The 18,582-nt window shown below is 70.3% G+C and carries 18 protein-coding genes; 12 read left to right on the forward strand and 6 right to left on the reverse strand.

The annotated features are described in order from the left end of the window. Positions 1 to 165 precede the first annotated feature (165 nt). From OG259_RS19715 to pstB, 7 genes are all read left to right on the forward strand, one after another. Positions 166 to 2,442, forward strand: a complete 2,277-nt coding sequence (locus OG259_RS19715; protein WP_328943473.1) for an RNA degradosome polyphosphate kinase — start codon at positions 166 to 168, stop codon at positions 2,440 to 2,442. Then, positions 2,429 to 3,412 (forward strand): CHAD domain-containing protein, encoded by a 984-nt coding sequence (locus OG259_RS19720; protein ID WP_328943474.1) that lies wholly within the window; start codon positions 2,429 to 2,431, stop codon positions 3,410 to 3,412. Before OG259_RS19715 ends, OG259_RS19720 begins: the two co-directional genes overlap by 14 nt. Next, a complete protein-coding gene (locus tag OG259_RS19725; protein WP_328943475.1) occupies positions 3,409 to 3,852 on the forward strand; it encodes an NUDIX hydrolase in 444 nt (147 codons plus the stop codon). Before OG259_RS19720 ends, OG259_RS19725 begins: the two co-directional genes overlap by 4 nt. 306 nt (positions 3,853 to 4,158) lie before the next feature. Next, the gene (pstS, locus tag OG259_RS19730; protein ID WP_328943476.1) at positions 4,159 to 5,301 is read left to right on the forward strand and encodes a phosphate ABC transporter substrate-binding protein PstS; all 1,143 of its coding nucleotides are present in this window, start codon (positions 4,159 to 4,161) and stop codon (positions 5,299 to 5,301) included. Positions 5,302 to 5,408: 107 nt separating this feature from the next. Next, positions 5,409 to 6,383, forward strand: coding sequence for a phosphate ABC transporter permease subunit PstC (gene pstC / locus OG259_RS19735; RefSeq protein WP_328943477.1), 975 nt, complete (start codon positions 5,409 to 5,411; stop codon positions 6,381 to 6,383). Beyond that, positions 6,380 to 7,453, forward strand: coding sequence for a phosphate ABC transporter permease PstA (gene pstA, locus OG259_RS19740; RefSeq protein WP_328943478.1), 1,074 nt, complete (start codon positions 6,380 to 6,382; stop codon positions 7,451 to 7,453). The genes pstC and pstA overlap by 4 nt, the downstream gene beginning before the upstream one ends. Before the next feature lie 29 nt (positions 7,454 to 7,482). After that, complete coding sequence (gene pstB / locus OG259_RS19745; protein WP_121830846.1) at positions 7,483 to 8,259, forward strand: phosphate ABC transporter ATP-binding protein PstB; 777 nt, start codon at positions 7,483 to 7,485, stop codon at positions 8,257 to 8,259. Positions 8,260 to 8,363: 104 nt separating this feature from the next. On the opposite strand, the gene OG259_RS19750 is transcribed toward pstB, so the two are convergent. Both OG259_RS19750 and OG259_RS19755 read right to left on the reverse strand, forming a co-directional pair. Beyond that, a complete protein-coding gene (locus OG259_RS19750) occupies positions 8,364 to 9,362 on the reverse strand; it encodes an inorganic phosphate transporter (RefSeq protein WP_328943479.1) in 999 nt (332 codons plus the stop codon). Between the two features lie 6 nt (positions 9,363 to 9,368). Then, entirely contained in the window at positions 9,369 to 9,989 is a 621-nt protein-coding gene (locus OG259_RS19755) for a DUF47 domain-containing protein (protein WP_229315230.1), read from the reverse strand. A gap of 192 nt (positions 9,990 to 10,181) precedes the next feature. Between OG259_RS19755 and OG259_RS19760 the strand changes: the two genes are divergently transcribed. Next, complete coding sequence (locus OG259_RS19760; RefSeq protein ID WP_266894545.1) at positions 10,182 to 10,538, forward strand: metal-sensitive transcriptional regulator; 357 nt, start codon at positions 10,182 to 10,184, stop codon at positions 10,536 to 10,538. Between the two features lie 87 nt (positions 10,539 to 10,625). On the opposite strand, the gene OG259_RS19765 is transcribed toward OG259_RS19760, so the two are convergent. From OG259_RS19765 to OG259_RS19780, 4 genes are all read right to left on the reverse strand, one after another. Then, positions 10,626 to 10,811 carry a hypothetical protein gene (locus OG259_RS19765; protein WP_266894543.1) on the reverse strand — a complete coding sequence of 62 codons (186 nt, stop codon included), beginning with the start codon at positions 10,809 to 10,811 and terminating at the stop codon, positions 10,626 to 10,628. 117 nt (positions 10,812 to 10,928) lie between these two features. Continuing rightward, positions 10,929 to 11,774 carry a hypothetical protein gene (locus OG259_RS19770; protein ID WP_328943480.1) on the reverse strand — a complete coding sequence of 282 codons (846 nt, stop codon included), beginning with the start codon at positions 11,772 to 11,774 and terminating at the stop codon, positions 10,929 to 10,931. A gap of 313 nt (positions 11,775 to 12,087) precedes the next feature. Then, positions 12,088 to 12,810, reverse strand: coding sequence for a phosphatase PAP2 family protein (locus tag OG259_RS19775; RefSeq protein WP_328943481.1), 723 nt, complete (start codon positions 12,808 to 12,810; stop codon positions 12,088 to 12,090). Positions 12,811 to 13,058: 248 nt separating this feature from the next. Beyond that, entirely contained in the window at positions 13,059 to 14,093 is a 1,035-nt protein-coding gene (locus tag OG259_RS19780; protein WP_328943482.1) for a C40 family peptidase, read from the reverse strand. A gap of 320 nt (positions 14,094 to 14,413) precedes the next feature. Here OG259_RS19780 and OG259_RS19785 point away from each other — a divergent pair, with 320 nt between their 5' ends. The 4 genes from OG259_RS19785 to OG259_RS19800 all read left to right on the forward strand — a co-directional run bounded on the left by OG259_RS19785 (position 14,414) and on the right by OG259_RS19800 (position 18,562). Beyond that, entirely contained in the window at positions 14,414 to 14,722 is a 309-nt protein-coding gene (locus tag OG259_RS19785) for a hypothetical protein (RefSeq protein WP_024757447.1), read from the forward strand. Positions 14,723 to 14,866: 144 nt separating this feature from the next. Continuing rightward, positions 14,867 to 15,700: a hypothetical protein gene (locus tag OG259_RS19790; protein ID WP_328943483.1), complete on the forward strand. Its 834-nt coding sequence runs from the start codon at positions 14,867 to 14,869 to the stop codon at positions 15,698 to 15,700. Beyond that, entirely contained in the window at positions 15,690 to 17,012 is a 1,323-nt protein-coding gene (locus tag OG259_RS19795; RefSeq protein WP_328943484.1) for a hypothetical protein, read from the forward strand. Before OG259_RS19790 ends, OG259_RS19795 begins: the two co-directional genes overlap by 11 nt. Further along, positions 17,009 to 18,562 carry an SCO6880 family protein gene (locus OG259_RS19800; protein ID WP_328943485.1) on the forward strand — a complete coding sequence of 518 codons (1,554 nt, stop codon included), beginning with the start codon at positions 17,009 to 17,011 and terminating at the stop codon, positions 18,560 to 18,562. Before OG259_RS19795 ends, OG259_RS19800 begins: the two co-directional genes overlap by 4 nt. The last annotated feature ends 20 nt before the right edge of the window (positions 18,563 to 18,582 follow it).

Genomic DNA, 18,582 nt, shown 5'->3' on the forward strand with positions numbered 1-18,582 from the left:
ACGACATGTCGTCGTTACCGGCCATTCAGACGCGCTTGCGACGCTCACGCAATGAAGCGCTCCGTGCCCCCGCCCGGAAGGGCGGCCCTCCCCAAAGGGAGACTTCCCTCCCCCACGGCCCGCTCCGACGCGCCCGACCACCCCTTCGCGCGGAAGAATGGGGTCATGAGCCAGCAGCCCGCCGAGGTCCCGGTCCAGTCCTCCGCCAAGCCGTCCGCCCCGTCGTCCGCCGAGACGCCCTCCGCGTCCGCCTCGACGTCCCGCGGCTCCATAGCCGCGCACCGCGCACAGGTGGTGAACGGGGCCGTCGTCACCGACATCGACGCCGACCTGGACGCCGACCCGGACACGTACGAGGACGACGGCGCGCTCGGCGACGAGCTGCCGCAGGGCCGTTTCCTCGACCGGGAACGCAGCTGGCTCGCGTTCAACGAGCGCGTGCTCGAACTCGCCGAGGACCCCACGACCCCGCTCCTCGAACGGGCGAACTTCCTCGCGATCTTCGCGTCCAACCTCGACGAGTTCTTCATGGTCCGGGTCGCCGGCCTCAAGCGCCGCATCGCCACCGGCGTCGCCACCCGCTCCGCCTCCGGCCTCCAGCCCCGCGAAGTCCTGGAACTGATCTGGACCCGGTCGCGCGAGCTCATGGCCCGGCACGCGGCCTGCTACCAGCAGGACGTGGCCCCGGCCCTGGCCGACGAGGGCATCCACCTGATCCGCTGGCCCGAGCTCACGGAGAAGGAGCAGGCGCGGCTCTTCACCCTGTTCCGGCAGCAGATCTTCCCGGTCCTCACCCCACTGGCCGTGGACCCGGCACACCCCTTCCCGTACATCTCGGGACTCTCGCTCAACCTCGCCGTGGTCGTACGCAATCCGGTGAGCGGCCACCGCCACTTCGCGCGCGTGAAGGTGCCGCCCCTGCTGTCCCGCTTCCTGGAGGCCTCCCCGCAGCGGTACGTGCCGCTGGAGGACGTGATCGCGGCACACCTGGAGGAGCTGTTCCCCGGGATGGAGGTGCTGGCGCACCACATGTTCCGGGTGACCAGGAACGAGGACCTGGAGGTCGAGGAGGACGACGCCGAGAACCTCCTCCAGGCCCTGGAGAAGGAGCTCATGCGGCGCCGCTTCGGGCCGCCGGTGCGCCTTGAGGTCGAGGAGTCCATCGACCCGTACGTCCTCGATCTCCTCGTCCGCGAACTGAAGATCTCCGACGCCGAGGTCTACCCGCTGCCCGGACCGCTCGACCTGACCGGTCTGTTCGGGATCTCCGGGCAGGACCGGCCGGAACTGAAGTACCCCAAGTACGTGGCCGGCACCCACCGCGACCTCGCCGAGGTCGAGTCGGCGTCCGCGCCGGACATCTTCGCGGCGCTGCGCGAGCGGGACGTGCTCCTGCACCACCCGTACGACTCGTTCTCGACGTCCGTGCAGGCCTTCCTGGAGCAGGCGGCGGCCGACCCGGACGTGCTGGCGATCAAGCAGACGCTGTACCGGACCTCGGGCGACTCGCCGATAGTCGACGCCCTCATCGACGCCGCCGAATCCGGCAAGCAGGTCCTGGTCCTCGTCGAGATCAAGGCCCGCTTCGACGAGCAGGCCAACATCAAGTGGGCGCGCAAGCTGGAGGAGGCCGGCTGCCACGTCGTCTACGGCCTCGTCGGCCTGAAGACCCACTGCAAGCTGTCCCTCGTCGTGCGGCAGGAGGGCGAGCTGCTCCGCCGCTACTCGCACGTCGGCACCGGCAACTACCACCCGAAGACGGCCCGCCTGTACGAGGACCTGGGCCTGCTGACCGCCGACCCGCAGGTCGGCGCGGACCTCTCCGACCTGTTCAACCGGCTCTCCGGCTACTCCCGCCGCGAGACGTACCGGCGGCTGCTCACCGCCCCGAAATCGCTGCGCGACGGGCTGGTCTCCCGGATCACCAAGGAGATCGCCCACCACCGCGCCGGCCGGCCCGCGTACGTGCGGATCAAGGTCAACTCGATGGTCGACGAGGCCGTCATCGACGCCTGCTACCAGGCCTCGCGGGCCGGCGTCCCGGTCGACATCTGGGTGCGCGGCATCTGCGCCGTACGCCCCGGCGTCACCGGCCTCTCGGAGAACATCCGAGTCCGTTCGATCCTCGGCCGCTTCCTGGAGCACTCCCGGGTCTTCGCCTTCGGCAACGGCGGCGAACCCGAGGTCTGGTTCGGCAGCGCCGACATGATGCACCGCAACCTGGACCGCCGGATCGAGGCCCTCGTACGGGTCTCCGACCCGGCGCACCGGGCCGCGCTCACCCGGCTCCTGGAGACCGGAATGTCCGACACCACCTCCTCCTGGCACCTCGGCCCCGACGGGAACTGGACGCGGCACGCGACCGACCCCGAGGGCCGCCCCCTACGGCACGTCCAGGAGATGCTCATCGACGCGCGGAGGCGCCGGCGTGCACAACCCTGACCACTTGCAGGACGTCACGGCGGGCGAGGTCCTGGCCCCCTACCTGCACGCCCGAGCCGCGGACTTCCTCCGCGGCCTCCGGCTCCACGGCGAGAGCGGCTCGGACACGGCCGGAGCGGAGGAGGCCGCCCGCACGCTGCGGGCCGCCGCCCGCCGGATCGGCGGGACGCTCCACACGTTCCGGCCGCTGCTCGACACGGCCTGGGCGGACCAGCTGCGCCCCGAGCTCGCCTGGCTCTCGGGGACGCTGGCCCTGGAGCAGGCCTGCACCTCGCGGCTCGTCCGCCTGGTGGACGCGCTGTCCCGCCTGTCGAACGGAGCGGGGCCCGTCCCCGCCGCCCGGGGCAGCGAGGCGGCCGGACTCACCGTCGGCGCCGCACGGGCCGGCGCCCTCCTCGAACGGCAGCTGACCCTGGCCCGTACCCGAGCCCACTCGGCATCGCTGCAGGCGCTGGGCTCGGCCCGCTTCCACGCGGTCGCCGACGCCGTCGCACTCCTCGCCTCCGAGGTACCGCTCGGCCCGGTGGGCGCGGCCCCCGCCGTCGAGGTCCTGGACGGCCCCGCCGAAGTCGCCGAACGACGCCTCCTGGACGCGGTCGCCGCACTGCCCCTGACACGGGCGGCCCACCCGTACAACGCGGAGGCGCTCGCCCTGGCCGCCGCGGAGAGCCAGGACGCGCCCTGGCACCAGACACGGCTCCTGCTCCGGCTGCACCGCTACGCCACCGAGGCCCTGCACACCGGGGGCGAACCCGACTCCGTGCTGTACGAGGCGTCCCGGGCCCTGGACCGGCACCGCGACGCCGCCGAAGCCGCCTCGGCCGCCGCCGCGGCCGCCCGCACCCCGCGCATCGCCCCCGCGACGGCGTACGCCCTGGGTGTCCTCCACGCCGACCAGCGCCACGAGGTCGAGGCGTCCCGCTTCGCCTTCCAGCGGGCCTGGCGGAGAACGACGGCGCCGGTCCCGTGACGGCCGAGCGCCGGGGGTACGAGGCCGGGGAGCGCCGGGACACCGTCCGGGCGGCCGGTTGCGTCCTCTGGCGCCCGGCGCTTTCCGGCCACGGCATCGAGATCGCGCTCGTCCACCGGCCGAAGTACGACGACTGGTCGCACCCGAAGGGCAAGCGGAAGCGCGCCGAGTCGGCGGAGGCGTGCGCGCTGCGCGAGGTCCTTGAGGAGACGGGCCAGCACTGCGAGCTGGGCCCCCGCCTGCCGACGGTCCGCTACACGGTGGACGGGCGCCCCAAGGAGGTCGAGTACTGGTCGGCCCGCGCCCTCGGAGGCCCCTTCACCCCGAGCCACGAGGTCGACCGCCTCCTCTGGCTCCCCCCGGACGAGGCCCGCCCCCGCCTCACCCAGGCCCGCGACCGGGAACTCCTGGACGCCCTGCGGGCGACGACGGCGGGCTGACGGCCGATCGCCATGGACGACCGGCGGCCGGCCGTCACAGACCAGCGGCCGGCACGCCGCCGACGGCCCGTGCCTCCGCCGTCGGCCACCCCCCGCCGCCGCCCCCCGAGGCGCCCGCACCCGGCCTTACGGCACGGTTCACTTTCCGTTCACTCTGTGCGGCCGACCGCTTCACCTGTTCTGCCTAATTTCGGCCTTACACGGTGCACAGAGCACAGCGATGCACCACCAACCGACACACGCCGCCGTAGAACGTTCGGGACACTCGGTCCGCGACAGGGCGGCTTCTGGAAGGAACACCCGAAAGTGAAGCTTTCGCGCAAGAACGGGCTTCGCGCCTCCGCGATCGGTGCCCTCGTCGTCTCCGGTGCGCTCGTCCTCTCGGCGTGTGGCTCGGACAACAACACGGAGACGCCGGCCAAGGAAGGCGGCACCAAGACCTCCGCCGCCGCCTCCGACATCGCCTGCGAGGGCGCCAAGGGCCAGCTCCTCGCCGCCGGGTCCAGCGCGCAGAAGAACGCGATGGACCTGTGGGTCAAGAACTTCCAGGCCGCGTGCTCCGGCGTCGAGATCAACTACCAGGGCATCGGCTCCGGCGGCGGCATCACCAAGTTCAACCAGGGCCAGGTCGCCTTCGCGGGCTCCGACTCCGCCCTGAAGGACGAAGAGGTCGCCGAGTCGCAGAAGATCTGCAAGGGCGGCACGGGCATCAACCTGCCCATGGTCGGCGGCCCCATCGCCATCGGCTACAAGCTGGACGGCGTGGACAACCTGATCCTCGACGCCTCCACCATCGCCAAGATCTTCGACAACAAGATCACCAAGTGGAACGACCCGGCGATCGCCAAGCTGAACCCGGGCGCCAAGCTCCCCGACAGCACGATCCAGGCCTTCCACCGCTCGGACGAGTCGGGCACCACCCAGAACCTGGGCAAGTACCTCTCGACCGCCGCCGCGGCCGACTGGAAGCACGACCCGAAGTCGAAGTCGTGGCCCGCCCAGGGTGGCCAGGCCGCCAACGGCTCCTCCGGTGTCGCCACCGCGGTCAAGGACGCCGAGGGCTCCATCGGCTACTTCGAGCTCTCGTACGCCACCGCGAACAAGATCTCCACGGTCGCCATCAACACCGGTGCCGCCGCCCCGGTCGCCGCCTCCTCGGAGAACGCGTCCAAGGCCATCGCCGCCGCCAAGGTCAAGGGCAAGGGCAACGACGTCGCCCTCTCCCTCGACTACGCCACGAAGGCCGAGGGTGCCTACCCGATCGTCCTCGTCACCTACGAGATCGCCTGCGACAAGGGCAACAAGGCGGAGACCCTGCCGACCCTGAAGGCCTTCCTCAACTACACCGTGAGCGAGGAGGGCCAGAAGGTCCTCGCCGACGCCGGCTACGCCCCGCTCCCGGCCGAGATCGCCGCGAAGGTCCGCGCGATCGTCCCCACCCTGTCCTGACCCCCGGCCGGGTCCGGCCCCCCGCACCGGGGGGCCGGACCCGGCATCCGGTGCACCGCCGCCAGGAGCCCGTACATCCGTAGGGGCCCCGCAGACCGGAGAAGCAGATGGCTACCACCACACCAGACATACAGAGGAGCCGGCGCGCCAAGAGCGCCTCGCGCCCCGGGGACCGCATCTTCAGCGGGCTCTCCCGAGGTTCCGGCATCACCCTCCTCGTGATCATGGCCGCGATCGCCGGCTTCCTCACCTACCGCGCCGTCCTCGCGATCTCGGACGACAGCGCCAACTTCTTCACCACCTTCGAGTGGAACCCGGCCGGCAACCCGCCGGTCTTCGGCATCGCCGTCCTCGCCTTCGGCACGATCGTCTCGTCGATCATCGCGATGCTCATCGCCGTGCCCGTCGCGATCGGGATCGCCCTCTTCATCTCGCACTACGCCCCGCGCAAGCTGGCCAAGCCGCTCGCGTACGTCGTCGACCTGCTCGCCGCCGTGCCCAGCATCATCTACGGCCTCTGGGGCGCGATCTTCCTCGTCCCGTACCTGGACGGCCTCAACAAGTGGCTCGACCAGTACTTCGGCTGGACGTACATCTTCGACAAGGCCAACGAAGGCCCCGCCCGCAACCTCTTCACCGTGGGCATCCTCCTGGCGATCATGATCCTTCCGATCATCACCAACGTCACCCGTGAGGTCTTCCTCCAGGCCCCGAAGATGCACGAGGAAGCCGCCCTCGCCCTCGGCGCCACGCGCTGGGAGGTCATCCGCATGTCGGTGCTGCCCTTCGGCCGCTCCGGCATCATCTCCGCCTCCATGCTGGGCCTCGGCCGCGCACTCGGCGAGACCATGGCCGTCGCCGTGGTCCTCTCCCCCAGCTTCCTCATCTCGGGCCACCTTCTCGACCCGGGTGGCGGCACGTTCGCGCAGAACATCGCCGCCAAGTTCAACGAGGCCAACGAGTTCGGCCGGGACGCGCTGATCGCGTCCGGTCTCGTCCTCTTCGCCATCACCCTGCTGGTCAACGGCGCCGCCCGCTGGATCATCGGCCGCCGCAAGGAGTACTCGGGGGCAGCGGCATGAGCCACGCCATACAGGATCGTCCGGTCTCGACGGTCAAGCGCGCCAGTTCGCTCTCCAGCGCCCGCCTCCCCCGCTGGAGCCCGATCGCCATCGCCGCCGGCTCCATCGCCGCGGCCGTCGGCATCGGCCTCGCCGCCGGCTGGCACAGCAAGGTCCAGTGGGGCATGATCGCCGCCCTGCTCTTCGTCCTCACCACGTACGCGCTGACCACCAAGGTCGAGGGCAGGCGTCAGGCCAAGGACAACGTCGCCACCAGCCTGGTCTGGGTCTGCTTCGTGCTCGCCGTCGTCCCGCTGGTCTCCCTCGGCTGGGTCACGATCAGCAAGGGCATGGAAGTCCTCGACCCGTACTTCCTGAGCCACTCGATGAACGGCGTCCTCGACGCCGAGGCCGGCGGCGGTGTCTACCACGCGCTGCTCGGCACCATCGAGCAGGTCGCCATCGCGACCGTGATCGCCGCCCCGATCGGCCTCCTGACCGCCGTCTACCTCGTCGAGTACGGCGGCGGAAAGCTCGCCCAGGCCGTCACCTTCTTCGTCGACGTCATGACGGGCATCCCGTCGATCGTCGCCGGCCTCTTCATCCTCGCCACCTGGAACCTGATGCTGGGCTTCGGCCCCTCCGGTTTCGCCGGCGCGATGGCCCTCGCCATCCTGATGATGCCGGTCGTGGTCCGCTCCACCGAGGAGATGCTCAAGCTCGTCCCGAACGAGCTCCGCGAGGCCTCCCTCGCCCTCGGCATCCCCAAGTGGCGCACCATCCTGAAGGTGGTCCTGCCCACCGCGATCGGCGGCATCACCACGGGCGTCATGCTCGCGGTCGCCCGTATCACCGGCGAGACGGCCCCGATCCTGCTCCTCGTGTTCGGTACGAAGCTCATCAACCCGAACCCCTTCGAAGGCGCTCAGTCCTCCCTGCCGCTCTACGTGTACGAGCAGTACGCGGTCGGCACCGACGCAGCCGTGGCCCGCGCATGGGCCGCAGCGCTCGTCCTGATCGCCTTCGTCATGATCCTCAACCTGGTGGCCCGCGGCATCGCCCGCTGGAAGGCCCCCAAGACCGGCCGCTGACCAGCGTCCACCTCTGGAAGTGAATTGATATGGCCAAGCGAATCGACGTCAGCGGCCTCTCCGCGTACTACGGCGCCCACAAGGCGATCGACGACATCTCCATGACCGTCGAGCCCCGCTCCGTGACGGCCTTCATCGGCCCGTCCGGCTGCGGCAAGTCCACCTTCCTGCGCACCCTGAACCGCATGCACGAGGTCACCCCCGGCGGCCGCGTCGAGGGCAAGGTGATGCTCGACGACGAGAACCTGTACGGGACGAACGTCGACCCGGTCGCCGTGCGCCGCACGGTCGGCATGGTCTTCCAGCGCCCGAACCCCTTCCCCACCATGTCGATCTTCGACAACGTGGCGGCGGGCCTGCGGCTCAACGGCAAGTACAAGAAGTCGCAGCTCAACGACATCGTCGAGAAGTCCCTCAAGGGCGCCAACCTCTGGAACGAGGTCAAGGACCGCCTCAACAAGCCGGGCTCCGGCCTCTCCGGCGGTCAGCAGCAGCGTCTGTGCATCGCCCGCGCCATCGCGGTCGAGCCCGACGTCCTGCTCATGGACGAGCCCTGCTCGGCCCTCGACCCGATCTCGACGCTGGCGATCGAGGACCTCATCGGCGAGCTGAAGGAGCGCTTCACGATCGTCATCGTGACGCACAACATGCAGCAGGCCGCCCGCGTCTCGGACCGCACGGCCTTCTTCAACCTGGCGGCCGTCGGCCAGCCCGGCAAGCTGATCGAGCTGGACGACACCGAGCGCATCTTCTCCAACCCGAGCGTCCAGGCGACCGAGGACTACATCTCCGGCCGCTTCGGCTAAACCGCGCTCCCCGAGCTCGTCTACGGTGCTGCATGGCGGTGCCACCGTACGACGAAGGGCCCGGCTCCCCACAGGGAGCCGGGCCCGACCATTTGGTCCGTACGTCAGCCGAAGAAGAGCTGCACCACGAAATAGCTGGCTGCGGCCACCAGCGCGGCGGCCGGCATCGTGATGAACCAGCCCAGGATGATGTTCTTCGCGACACCCCAGCGCACCGCGTTGACCCGCTTCGTCGCGCCCACACCCATGATCGCGGAGGTGATGACGTGAGTCGTCGAGATCGGCGCGTGGAAGAGGAACGCCGAGCCGAACATGATCGACGCGCCCGTGGTCTCCGCCGCGAAACCCTGCGGCGGGTCCAGCTCGATGATCTTCCGGCCGAGCGTCCGCATGATGCGCCAGCCACCCGCGTACGTACCCAGCGAGAGCATCACGGCGCACGCGATCTTCACCCACACCGGGATGTCGTCGCCGGAGTCCTGCACGTCGGCGATGACGAGGGCCATCACCACGATGCCCATCGTCTTCTGCGCGTCCTGCAGACCGTGGCCCAGCGCCATGCCCGCCGCCGACACCGTCTGGGCGATGCGGAAGCCGCGCTTGGCCTTGTGCGGGTTGGCCTTGCGGAACATCCACATGATCGCGCACATCACCAGGTAACCGACCACGAGGCCGACGACCGGCGAGATGAACATGGGGATGACGACCTTGTCGAGGACGCCACCCCAGATGACCTCCGTACCGCCGGCGAGCGCCGCACCCACCATGCCGCCGAACAGGGCGTGCGAGGAGGAGGACGGCAGACCGAAGTACCAGGTCACCAGGTTCCAGATGATCGCGCCGACCAGCGCGGCGAAGAGGATGCCCATCCCCTTGTCACCGTGCGGCGTCTCGATCAGACCCTCACTGACCGTCTTGGCGACCCCGCTGCCCATGAAGGCACCGGCGAGGTTCATGACGGCGGCCATGGCCAGGGCGGCCCGGGGGGTCAGCGCCCGCGTCGACACCGAGGTGGCGATGGCGTTGGCCGAGTCGTGAAAACCGTTCGTATACGTGAAGCCGAGCGCGACACCGATGGTCACGATCAGAGCAAAGGTGTCCACGAAGCCTCAGGACTCCTTGACCGCGATGGTCTCCACCGTGTTGGCCACGTGCTCGAACGCGTCGGCCGCCTCTTCCAGCACGTCGACGATCTGCTTGAGCTTGAGCACCTCGATGGCGTCGTACTTGCCGTTGAAGAGCTGGGCGAGCAGCTTGCGATGGATCTGGTCCGCCTGGTTCTCCAGCCGGTTGACCTCGATCCAGTACTCGGTGAGGTCCTTCATCGTCCGCAGGTTCGGCATCGCCTCGGCGGTCAGCTCCGCAGCGCGCGCGAGGACCTCGATCTGCTGCTCGACACCCTTGGGGAGTTCCTCGACGTTGTAGAGGACGACCAGGTCGACGGCCTCCTCCATGAAGTCCATGATGTCGTCGAGGGAGGACGCGAGGTTGTAGATGTCCTCGCGGTCGAACGGCGTGATGAAGGAGGAGTTCAGCTGGTGGAAGATCGCATGGGTCGCGTCATCGCCGGCGTGCTCCGCTGCCCGCATCCGCTCCGCGATCTCGGCCCGGGCGGAAGGCTCCGCTCCGAGCAGTTCCATCAGGAGCTTCGAGCCCGTGACGATGTTGTCCGCGGACGCGGCGAACATGTCGTAGAAGCTCGTCTCCCTGGGGGTCAGACGAAATCGCACGTGAGGTCCTCGGGGTGCTGGGTTTCGGTCAGGCTGATGCTAGGCGCATCATCCGGCCACGGCTAACCGGCGTCTCTCAGTGTCGCCCATCAGGCACAGTGAACAGCACGGGCCCCCGTCCGGATCGGCGGGGATCGGTACCATATACCCACGAGGGGTATACACCCCCTTAATGGACAACGGGAGGACGCGATGACGACCACCGAGGCGGACCAGGTCACCCCCGAGGCCGTCGAGGCCGTCGGGCCGGCCGACCACGAGCACGGTGTGCACGGCTACCACAAACAGAAGGACGAACACCTCAAGCGACTCCGCCGGATCGAGGGCCAGATCCGCGGTCTGCAGCGGATGGTCGACGAGGACGTCTACTGCATCGACATACTCACGCAGGTCTCCGCCTCGACGAAGGCGCTCCAGTCGTTCGCGCTCCAGCTCCTGGAGGAGCACCTGCGGCACTGCGTCGCGGACGCGGCGACCAAGGGCGGCGAGGGCATCGACGCCAAGGTCGAGGAGGCCACGAAGGCCATCGCCCGCATGCTCCGCACCTGAGGCCTCCGCCGTACGCACGGGGCGGTGCGCGCGGGCGGGACGCCGAGCCCGTACGCGGGGTGAGCCGGGCCGTACCGCCCGAGGTCCTCAGAGATCCTCCACGGCCCGCTCCGCCGCCACCCTCAGCACCTCGTCGATCCGGTCGGCGCTGAGCCGTTCCCCGTCCGCGGCCGACGCGGCGATGATCAGCTCCCCGCACAGTTCGATCTCGGCGAGGGCGACACAGTCCGGGTCTGCGGGCACGGTTGCTGTACCGGGCGGGGCCACGCGCATCCACCTCTTCCTGCCGGCGTCGGTCTCCCAGCGGTCTCCCAGCGTAGGGACGGCGACACGCACCGCGCATGACACGTCCGGACCATTTGCCGATGGTCCATGCCAACCCCGGCCTGCTCAGGCCTTGATCTTCCCGGCGTAGATGTCCCGGCGGTCCGGCAGCGTCACCTCGACGCGGACCCCGAAGCCGTACAGCAGGGTCGTCGACGCGACCGCGACCGTACGGCCCTGGTTGCTGAAGCTGAACTGATGGCGCACCTTCCGCAGCCGCCCCTCCCCGTCGAGATACGCGTCGAAGGGCACGGTGTCCGTGGTGAACCCTTTCGCCGCCGCGGCGAGCGCTCCCCGGAGCTGCGGCGACGCGGCCCGGGCGGCCCGCCCGATGTCCGCGACCCCCCGGTAGTGGCTGACTTTCACCCCTGCCAGCTCGCTCTCGCCGACGTACGTGACCTGCCGGGCGCCCCGCAGCAGCTCCGCCGCGGCGGCCGGATCGGTGGCCCCGCCCGTGACCAGGTTCCCGTCGTCGAGGGTCGTGGTGTCGACCCGCACCCACTTGTCGGCGGGCACCCCCGCCCCCCGGTTCTTCATGTAGAGGGCGCCGGGGGTGAGGAGCTCGGTGATCGGCCGGTGCTCACTGGCCCCGGCCGCGTCCTTCGGCAGCACCACCTGGAGCCGGCCGGTGCGGCGCCGGAAGTCGTAGCCGCCCTCGCCCCGGATGGTGACCCGGGTCCCGCCGGCGGCCATCTCCATCGAGGTGCTCGCCTTGGAGGTGCCGGCCTTCGTCAGCGCGTCGGCGGCGCTCCGTACGGCGAGCGCGGGATCGACCGTCGGCCTCGGGTCCCCGGGGGCGCCGCACCCCGTGACCGCCGCGGGCCCGACGAGGGAGCCGACCAGGACGGCGGTGACGGCGAACGCCCCGCTCCCACGAGCACCCGGACGCCCGTACCGCAGCTGCACCACCATCGCCTGCCAACCCCCAACGCCTCACCGCTGTTTGCCCGGGACCCGCCCTTCCCCGGACCCCGCGGGTCCGGGGACACCCGATCCCATAACGACGGTCGGGGCGTGCCGTCACGCGCAGTACGGTGGTGAGGTGCACGCGCAGGCCTCTCCCCACACCACCACGACGACGGAGCGCGGTTCGTTCGCGCTTGCACGCTGCAGCTGCGGCTGGACGGGCCCGGCCCGAAGATCCCGCGACCGCGCCCGTACGGACGCGGCGGACCACGTCCGTACGACGGCCGGCGAAGAGAACTGACGGAGCGGTGTCCGCCGATCAGGCCGCGAGGTCGTTGTGGTCGGTGCCGGTGGCCGGGCCGCCCACACGGGGCTCGGGGATGCCGACCGTCTCCGGGTGCCGGGGCGCGTCGGCCCGGCGGGAGCGGACGAGGCGCGCGCCGCGGCCCGAGCGGGCGACGGCGGAGAGCACCGGGGTGAGCAGCGCGAGGGCGAGCGGGGCGAGAAGCAGCGCCACCGCCGTACCGAGGGCGAAGCCGCCGATCACGTCGGTCGGGTAGTGGACGCCCATGTAGACCCGCGCGAAGCCCTCGGCGAGGGCGAGACCGATGGCGGCGAGCCCCCACCTGCGGTGGGCGACGAAGACGCCGACGCCGAGGGCCATCGCCAGGGTGGCGTGGTCGCTGACGAAGGAGAAGTCGGTCTTCCCGTCGATGAGGACCTCAAGCCCCTGATGGTCCTTGAAGGGCCGGGGGCGCTCCACGAAGCCGCGGATGGGGATGTTGACGAGCAGGGCGATCCCGGCGGCCAGCGGGGCCCAGACGAGCCCGGCGGCGGCCGAGACGGAGTCGGCGAGGGTGCCGCGGCGGCGGATGCTCCACCAGCACCACAGGCAGACGAGGGCCATCGCGAGCATGAGCCCGTACTCGCCGACGAATTCCATGACGCGGTCGAACCACGGCGGGGCGGCCTTGGCCAGCCCGTTGATGTCGTAGAGCAGGCTGACATCGGGGTTCGAACCGTCCGATGCGAGTCCAGCCATCTGCTGAGGCCCCTTGCTCTCGTGTCTGTGTTTTCCAACCCCCGTGGTCAGAGCGGTCGGATCAGGGAACGAACCGCTTGAGGCGCACGTTCCGCTCTCTCCGGTGGATCATGATGACGTTATCGAAGAGTGACGGTTCACCGCAGCTCAGGGCCTGTGCATGACGGAGAGTTCCGGCCATGTCCGGTACGCCCGGACGGTCCGTCTGCCCGGACGGTCCATCTGCTCGGACGGTCCGTCTGCTCGGCTCAGGCCTGCGGCAGATGGGTCGGCAACGCCGCCGCGCCCTCCGCCGTGACCCGGGTCGCGCCGAAGTAGTCCGGGGTGTCGATCCGGTCGAAGCGGATCACCGCCCCGGTGCGCGGCGCGTCGATCATGTACCCGCCGCCGACGTAGATCCCGACGTGCCTGATGGCCCGGGAGTCGGTCAGGTCGTCCGAGAAGAAGACGAGGTCGCCCGGCAGCAACTCCTCCCTGCTCGGATGCGGCCCGGCGTTGTACTGGTCGTTGGCGACGCGCGGCAGCCGGACGCCGACGGCGTCGTACGCGGCCTGGGTCAGCCCGGAGCAGTCGAACCGGCCGTTCTGCGCGGCCGTGCCCGTCCCGCCCCAGAGGTACGGGGTGCCGAGCTTCTGCTGCGCGTAGTGGATCGCGCCGGCCGCCTGCCGGGAGGGGTCGACGCGCCCGAGCGGCCGGGCGAAGCTCTTCTCCAGGGACTTGATGATGCGTACGTAGTTCTGGGTCTCGCTGATGGGCGGCACCCCACCGTGCTTGATCACCCGGTACGCGCCCGCGTTGTACGCGGCCAGCATGTTGCTCGCCGGATCCCCGGGCACGTTCTTCACATAGCCGGCGAGCTCGCAGTCGTACGAGGCGGCCGACGGGATCGCGTCCTTGGGGTCCCAGATGTCCCGGTCACCGTCCCCGTCACCGTCCACCCCGTGACCGGCCCAGGTGCCGGGGATGAACTGGGCGATGCCCCGGGCGTCGGCCGAGGAGACGGCCCGCGGGTTCCAACCGCTCTCCTGATAGAGCTGGGCGGCGAGCAGAGCCGGGTTGATGGCGGGGCAGAGGTTCCCCCACTGCTGCACCAACCCCTGGTAGAGCGCGGGAACCGAACCCTTGGCGAGCCCCACGGTGCCGTTCTTGCCGCTGCCCGCACCACCGACGAGCCCGGCCGCCGCCGAGTACGTACCGATGACGAGCAGTGCGACGAAACCGAGACAGACCCCGAAGGCCCCACCCGCCAACAGCCACGCCTTGCCGGCCCTACGCACCGTCAACCACCCCTCGGCTCATGGCAGTACGCCCCCGGGCCAGTCTAGGCGGCGGGACGCCGCCTGACGCCGCCCCAAGAGTGCAACAACGACAATCATTGCCCGGAGTCACTCTCCGTGATACACAGAGTGACCATACGCTTCTTTGCATAGAAACCGGCCACACCACCGCAGGTCAAGACGGTCAAGTCGGTCAGATGTGCGGGGATCGGGTAAAGAGAGCCGTCAAGCCGTCACACGCGAGCGGTTTCATCAGCGAAGATAGGGCGATGACCCATGCCGTCCGGCAGGGGCGACTAACTACCCATACAGGGGCGGTGAGTTACATGTACCTGGCGGCCGAAAAAGGCGACATCACCACCATCATCGGTGGAATCGCCCCGAACTGGGGGCCTTTCGGGAGCCTGGGCAACGAGGCCAAGGTGATGATCGAGGTCGTGATGGCCGTGGCCATCCTGCTCTGCCTCGGCATCGCCATCTGGGGAGCGGCCAAGCAGCGCATCGGCGCGACCGCCCTCCGCGACACGTTCAGCGCGGAACAGGGCAAGGGCCTGATCGTGGCCGGCCTGACCGGTGTCTTCATCATCGGATCCCTGGGGACGCTGTTCACCATCGTGTACGGAATGGCCGTCTGACTCCCCGTCGGACACCGCCCCCCTGAGATCGCGCCCCCTGATGTCCAGCCAGCCCAGCCAGCCCATCCGTACCAGCCAGACGAGCCAGACCAGCCATGTTGCAGCACTGCCCGTACCGCGAACCAGTGAGGGGGCGTACCCGGCATGAGTCCCGGTGACGAGCACGACAGCTTCGGCGGCGTGGGCGGCTCGGGCCAGACCCGGACCCGCCTGCCCGAGGGCAACAGCGGCGACGTGTACGGCGGCGCCCGCCGCCCCGTCCGCAGCTCCCGCTCCCTCCTCACGGTCGTCGGCGTGGTGGTCCTCCTCGTCGCGGCCATCGCCTTCGCCAACCGCGGCGGCGCCGACCCGGCAGACGCGGCCCCCTCCTCCGACACCCCCGGCAAAACGGCCGCCACAGCAGCGACAGGCACCCGCCCGGTCACCGGCAAGAACGGCCACATCCCCACCGGCTACGCCCACGACGACCAGGGGGCACAGAGCGCGGCGACGAACTACGCGGTGGCGCTGGGCTCGGTCGGCATGTTCCAGGACGGCCCCCGCGAGGACATCGTGCGCTCCACCCACGATCCCGCCGTCACCGACGACCTGCTGAAGCGTCTGGACACCTCCTACACGGCCGAGTTCCTGAGCAGCATCGGACTCGACGCGAACGGCAGCGCGCCCTCCGGCCTGACTTTCGTGTCCCGCACCATCCCGGTCGGCGCCAAGGTCCGCGACTACACGGACACCTCCGCGACGGTCGACGTCTGGTGCACCGGACTGGTCGGCCTGGCCGGCACGGGCTCGACCAAGCCCGTCACGTCCACCTGGTTCACCCTCACGCAGAAGCTCACCTGGGTCGGCGGTGACTGGCGGATCACCTCGTCCACGCAGGCCGAGGGCCCGACCCCGGTCAACGGGGACAACCGGGCCTCCGTCGCCGACGAGATCGCCGAGGCCGTCGAGGGTTACGGAGGCTTCACCTATGCCCGCTAGCCGCAGCCTGGCGGGCCGCGCGTCGGCCACGCTCACCGCCGCGTTCCTCGCCGCGCCCTTCCTGTCCCTCTCGACCGCCCATGCGGCACCCACCCCGACCCCGTCGGGGCCCACGCCGTCCCCGAGCGCCTCGGACAACGGCTGCGGCCTCATCGTGGGACAGGCACGGGATCTGTGCGAGCAGGGCCAGAACGGCGGAGGCGGGAGCCCCGCCACCGACCCCACCTCCGCGGTCGACCCGCTGTCCTCGCTCGCCCGCGGCTGCGCGGACGCCGCCGTGGCCATCATCGACTACCTCGCCAAAGCCGTAAAAGAAACCGCCGACGTCGACTTCACCAACACGGAGTTCCTCGGCCGGTACGCCATCGTCTTCGCCGCCTCCACCGTCCTCACCCTCCTCCTCTGGCTGCTCGCGGTAGCCAAGCGGGCCATCCGCGGCGTCCCCCTCACCACCGCCCTCTCCGAGGCCATCGGCTTCCTCTGGCTGACGGTCCTCGCCTCCGCCTTCACGCCGCTGATCCTCTACACCGTCGTCAACGCCACCGACGCCGTCACCGAGGTCATCGCCTCCGGCACCGGTCAGCAGACCGACATCTTCTTCGGCAGCTTCAAGGAGGCCCTCCAGAAGGGCGACAGCATCGGTGGCGGCCCCATCATGCTGATCATCGTGTCCCTGGTGACCGTCCTCGCCGCGGGCGTGCTCTACCTGGAACTGTTCCTCCGCGCCGTCATGCTGTACGTCGGCGCCCTCCTCGGCGTCGTCGTCTACTCCGGCCTCGTCGACAAGAACATGTGGGGCCACGTCCGCCGCTGGGCCGGCATCATGATCGCGATCATCCTGGTCAAGCCGGTCATCGTCATCGTCCTCGGCCTGGCCGGCGCGCTCTCCTCCGGCACCGGACCCGACTCGTTCTCCGCCGTCGTCTCCGGCCTCGCGATCATCCTGCTCGCGATCTTCGCCTCCGCGATGATCTACCGCTTCGTCCCCGGCTTCGGCGACGAGATCGCCGCCTCCCGCAACAACCGCCTCCACCGCGCCGGCGAGAACGCGGCCGCGGCCGTCATCTCCTCCCCCGCGTCCCTCGTCTCCCAGGGCATCAAGACCCACAGCTCCCGCGGCGACGGCGGCGGTGGCCAGGGCGCCCAACCGGCCCGCCCCGCCAACCCCATGTCCGGCGGCATGGCCGCCCACAGCAGTCGCGGCGGAAGCGGTGGCGGCGGCGCGACTCCCCCGCCTCCGCCCCGTAGCAGCAGCCCCACCGCGGGCACCCCGCACAGCAACCGCAAGAACTCTGGAGGTGCAGGGCGTTGACGACCCAGTCCCAGCCGGTCGCGCCCCGCCGTACGTATCTCGTGGGCCGGGCCCGGCCCAATGCGATCGTCGGCAAGAACCGCGAGACCGGCGAGATCGCCCTGATCATCGTCGGCGCCTTCCTCGGCATGATGAGCGGACTCCTCGTCCCCCTCCTCCCCCTGCGGATCGCGCTCCTCGCCGGCCTGCCCATGCTCGCGATCGCCGCCGTGTACCTCCCGTACAAGCACCGCACGTTCTACAAGTGGTTCGAGATCAACCGCAGCTACAAGCGGATGCTCAAGCGCGGCACGGCGTACCGTTCCGTCGTCACCGAGGCCGGCACCCGCCTCGACGGCCGCGAGGTCGAGGTCGGCCCGCCGCCCGGCATCGGCCGCGTCGGCTGGCTCGCCGCCCCCTTCGGCCCCGACGAGATCGCCGTCCTCCTGCACGCCGACCGCCGTACGGTCACCGCCGCCATCGAGATCGAGGGCCCCGGCGTCGGCCTGCGCGACAGCGAGGACCAGGAAGCCCTGGTCGACCGCTTCGGCACGCTCCTGAAGCACGTCGCCAACGGCGACGGGTTCGTGACCCGCCTCCAGATGCTGGCCCGCACCCTCCCCGCCGACCCCGACGCGCACGCCAAGGACGTCGGCCAGCGCGGCGACCCCCACGCGCCCGCGTGGCTCCAGGAGTCGTACGACCAACTCCAGTCGATGGTCTCCACCTCCAGCGAGCAGCACCGCGCCTACCTCGTCGCCTGTATGCACTACACGCGCGAACTCGCCGCCGAGGCCAACGCCATGGCCCGCGCCGCCAAGCACGCCTCCGGCGCCCGCAAGCTCGACCGCGACGCGGGCCTCGCCGTCGTCATGGCCCGCGAGCTCACCGACATCTGCGCCCGCCTCGCCGAGGCCGACATCCGCGTCCGCCAGCCCCTCGGCCAGTCCCGGCTCGCCTCCCTCGTGCACTCCATGTACGACCCGGACCACCCCATCGACCACATCCAGGCCATGACGAAACGAAACGCTTGGCCCGCCGAACTGGACGCGATGGAGCCGACGTACCTCCAGGCGAAGACCCGCGAGTCCTCCACCCGCGCCCCCTGGTGCCACGCCACCGCCTGGGTGAAGGAATGGCCGATGACCCCCGTCGGCGTCAACTTCCTCGCCCCGCTGCTCGTCCACACCCCGGACGTGATCCGCACGGTCGCCGTGACCATGGATCTGGAGCCCACCGAGGTCGCCATCGAGCGGATGCTCACCGAGAAGACCAACGACGAGGCCGACGCCAGCCGCGCCGCCAAGATGAACCGCACGGTCGACCCGCGCGACATCGCCGCCCACGGCCGGCTCGACCAGCGGGGTGAAGATCTCGCCAGTGGCGCGGCCGGAGTGAACCTGGTCGGGTACATCACGGTGTCGTCGCGTTCGCCCGAGGCCCTGGCCCGGGACAAGCGCACGATCAGGGCCTCCGCCGGCAAGTCGTACCTGAAGCTGGAGTGGTGCGACCGCGAGCACCACCGGGCCTTTGTGAACACCCTGCCGTTCGCGACCGGCATCCGCCGCTAGGGCCGAAGGGGCACAGACCC

The sequence above is a fragment of the Streptomyces sp. NBC_00250 genome (assembly GCF_036192275.1).
GTDB lineage: Bacteria > Actinomycetota > Actinomycetes > Streptomycetales > Streptomycetaceae > Streptomyces.

Excerpts from the sequence above, each read along its gene's own strand:
- OG259_RS19715 (WP_328943473.1), top strand. The coding sequence starts at position 166 with ATGAGCCAGCAGCCCGCCGAGGTCCCGGTCCAGTCCTCCGCCAAGCCG.
- pstC (WP_328943477.1), top strand. The coding sequence starts at position 5,409 with ATGGCTACCACCACACCAGACATACAGAGGAGCCGGCGCGCCAAGAGC.
- pstA (WP_328943478.1), top strand. The coding sequence starts at position 6,380 with ATGAGCCACGCCATACAGGATCGTCCGGTCTCGACGGTCAAGCGCGCC.
- pstB (WP_121830846.1), top strand. The coding sequence starts at position 7,483 with ATGGCCAAGCGAATCGACGTCAGCGGCCTCTCCGCGTACTACGGCGCC.
- OG259_RS19760 (WP_266894545.1), top strand. The coding sequence starts at position 10,182 with ATGACGACCACCGAGGCGGACCAGGTCACCCCCGAGGCCGTCGAGGCC.
- OG259_RS19765 (WP_266894543.1), bottom strand. The coding sequence starts at position 10,811 with ATGCGCGTGGCCCCGCCCGGTACAGCAACCGTGCCCGCAGACCCGGAC.
- OG259_RS19770 (WP_328943480.1), bottom strand. The coding sequence starts at position 11,774 with ATGGTGGTGCAGCTGCGGTACGGGCGTCCGGGTGCTCGTGGGAGCGGG.
- OG259_RS19775 (WP_328943481.1), bottom strand. The coding sequence starts at position 12,810 with ATGGCTGGACTCGCATCGGACGGTTCGAACCCCGATGTCAGCCTGCTC.
- OG259_RS19785 (WP_024757447.1), top strand. The coding sequence starts at position 14,414 with ATGTACCTGGCGGCCGAAAAAGGCGACATCACCACCATCATCGGTGGA.
- OG259_RS19790 (WP_328943483.1), top strand. The coding sequence starts at position 14,867 with ATGAGTCCCGGTGACGAGCACGACAGCTTCGGCGGCGTGGGCGGCTCG.
- OG259_RS19795 (WP_328943484.1), top strand. The coding sequence starts at position 15,690 with ATGCCCGCTAGCCGCAGCCTGGCGGGCCGCGCGTCGGCCACGCTCACC.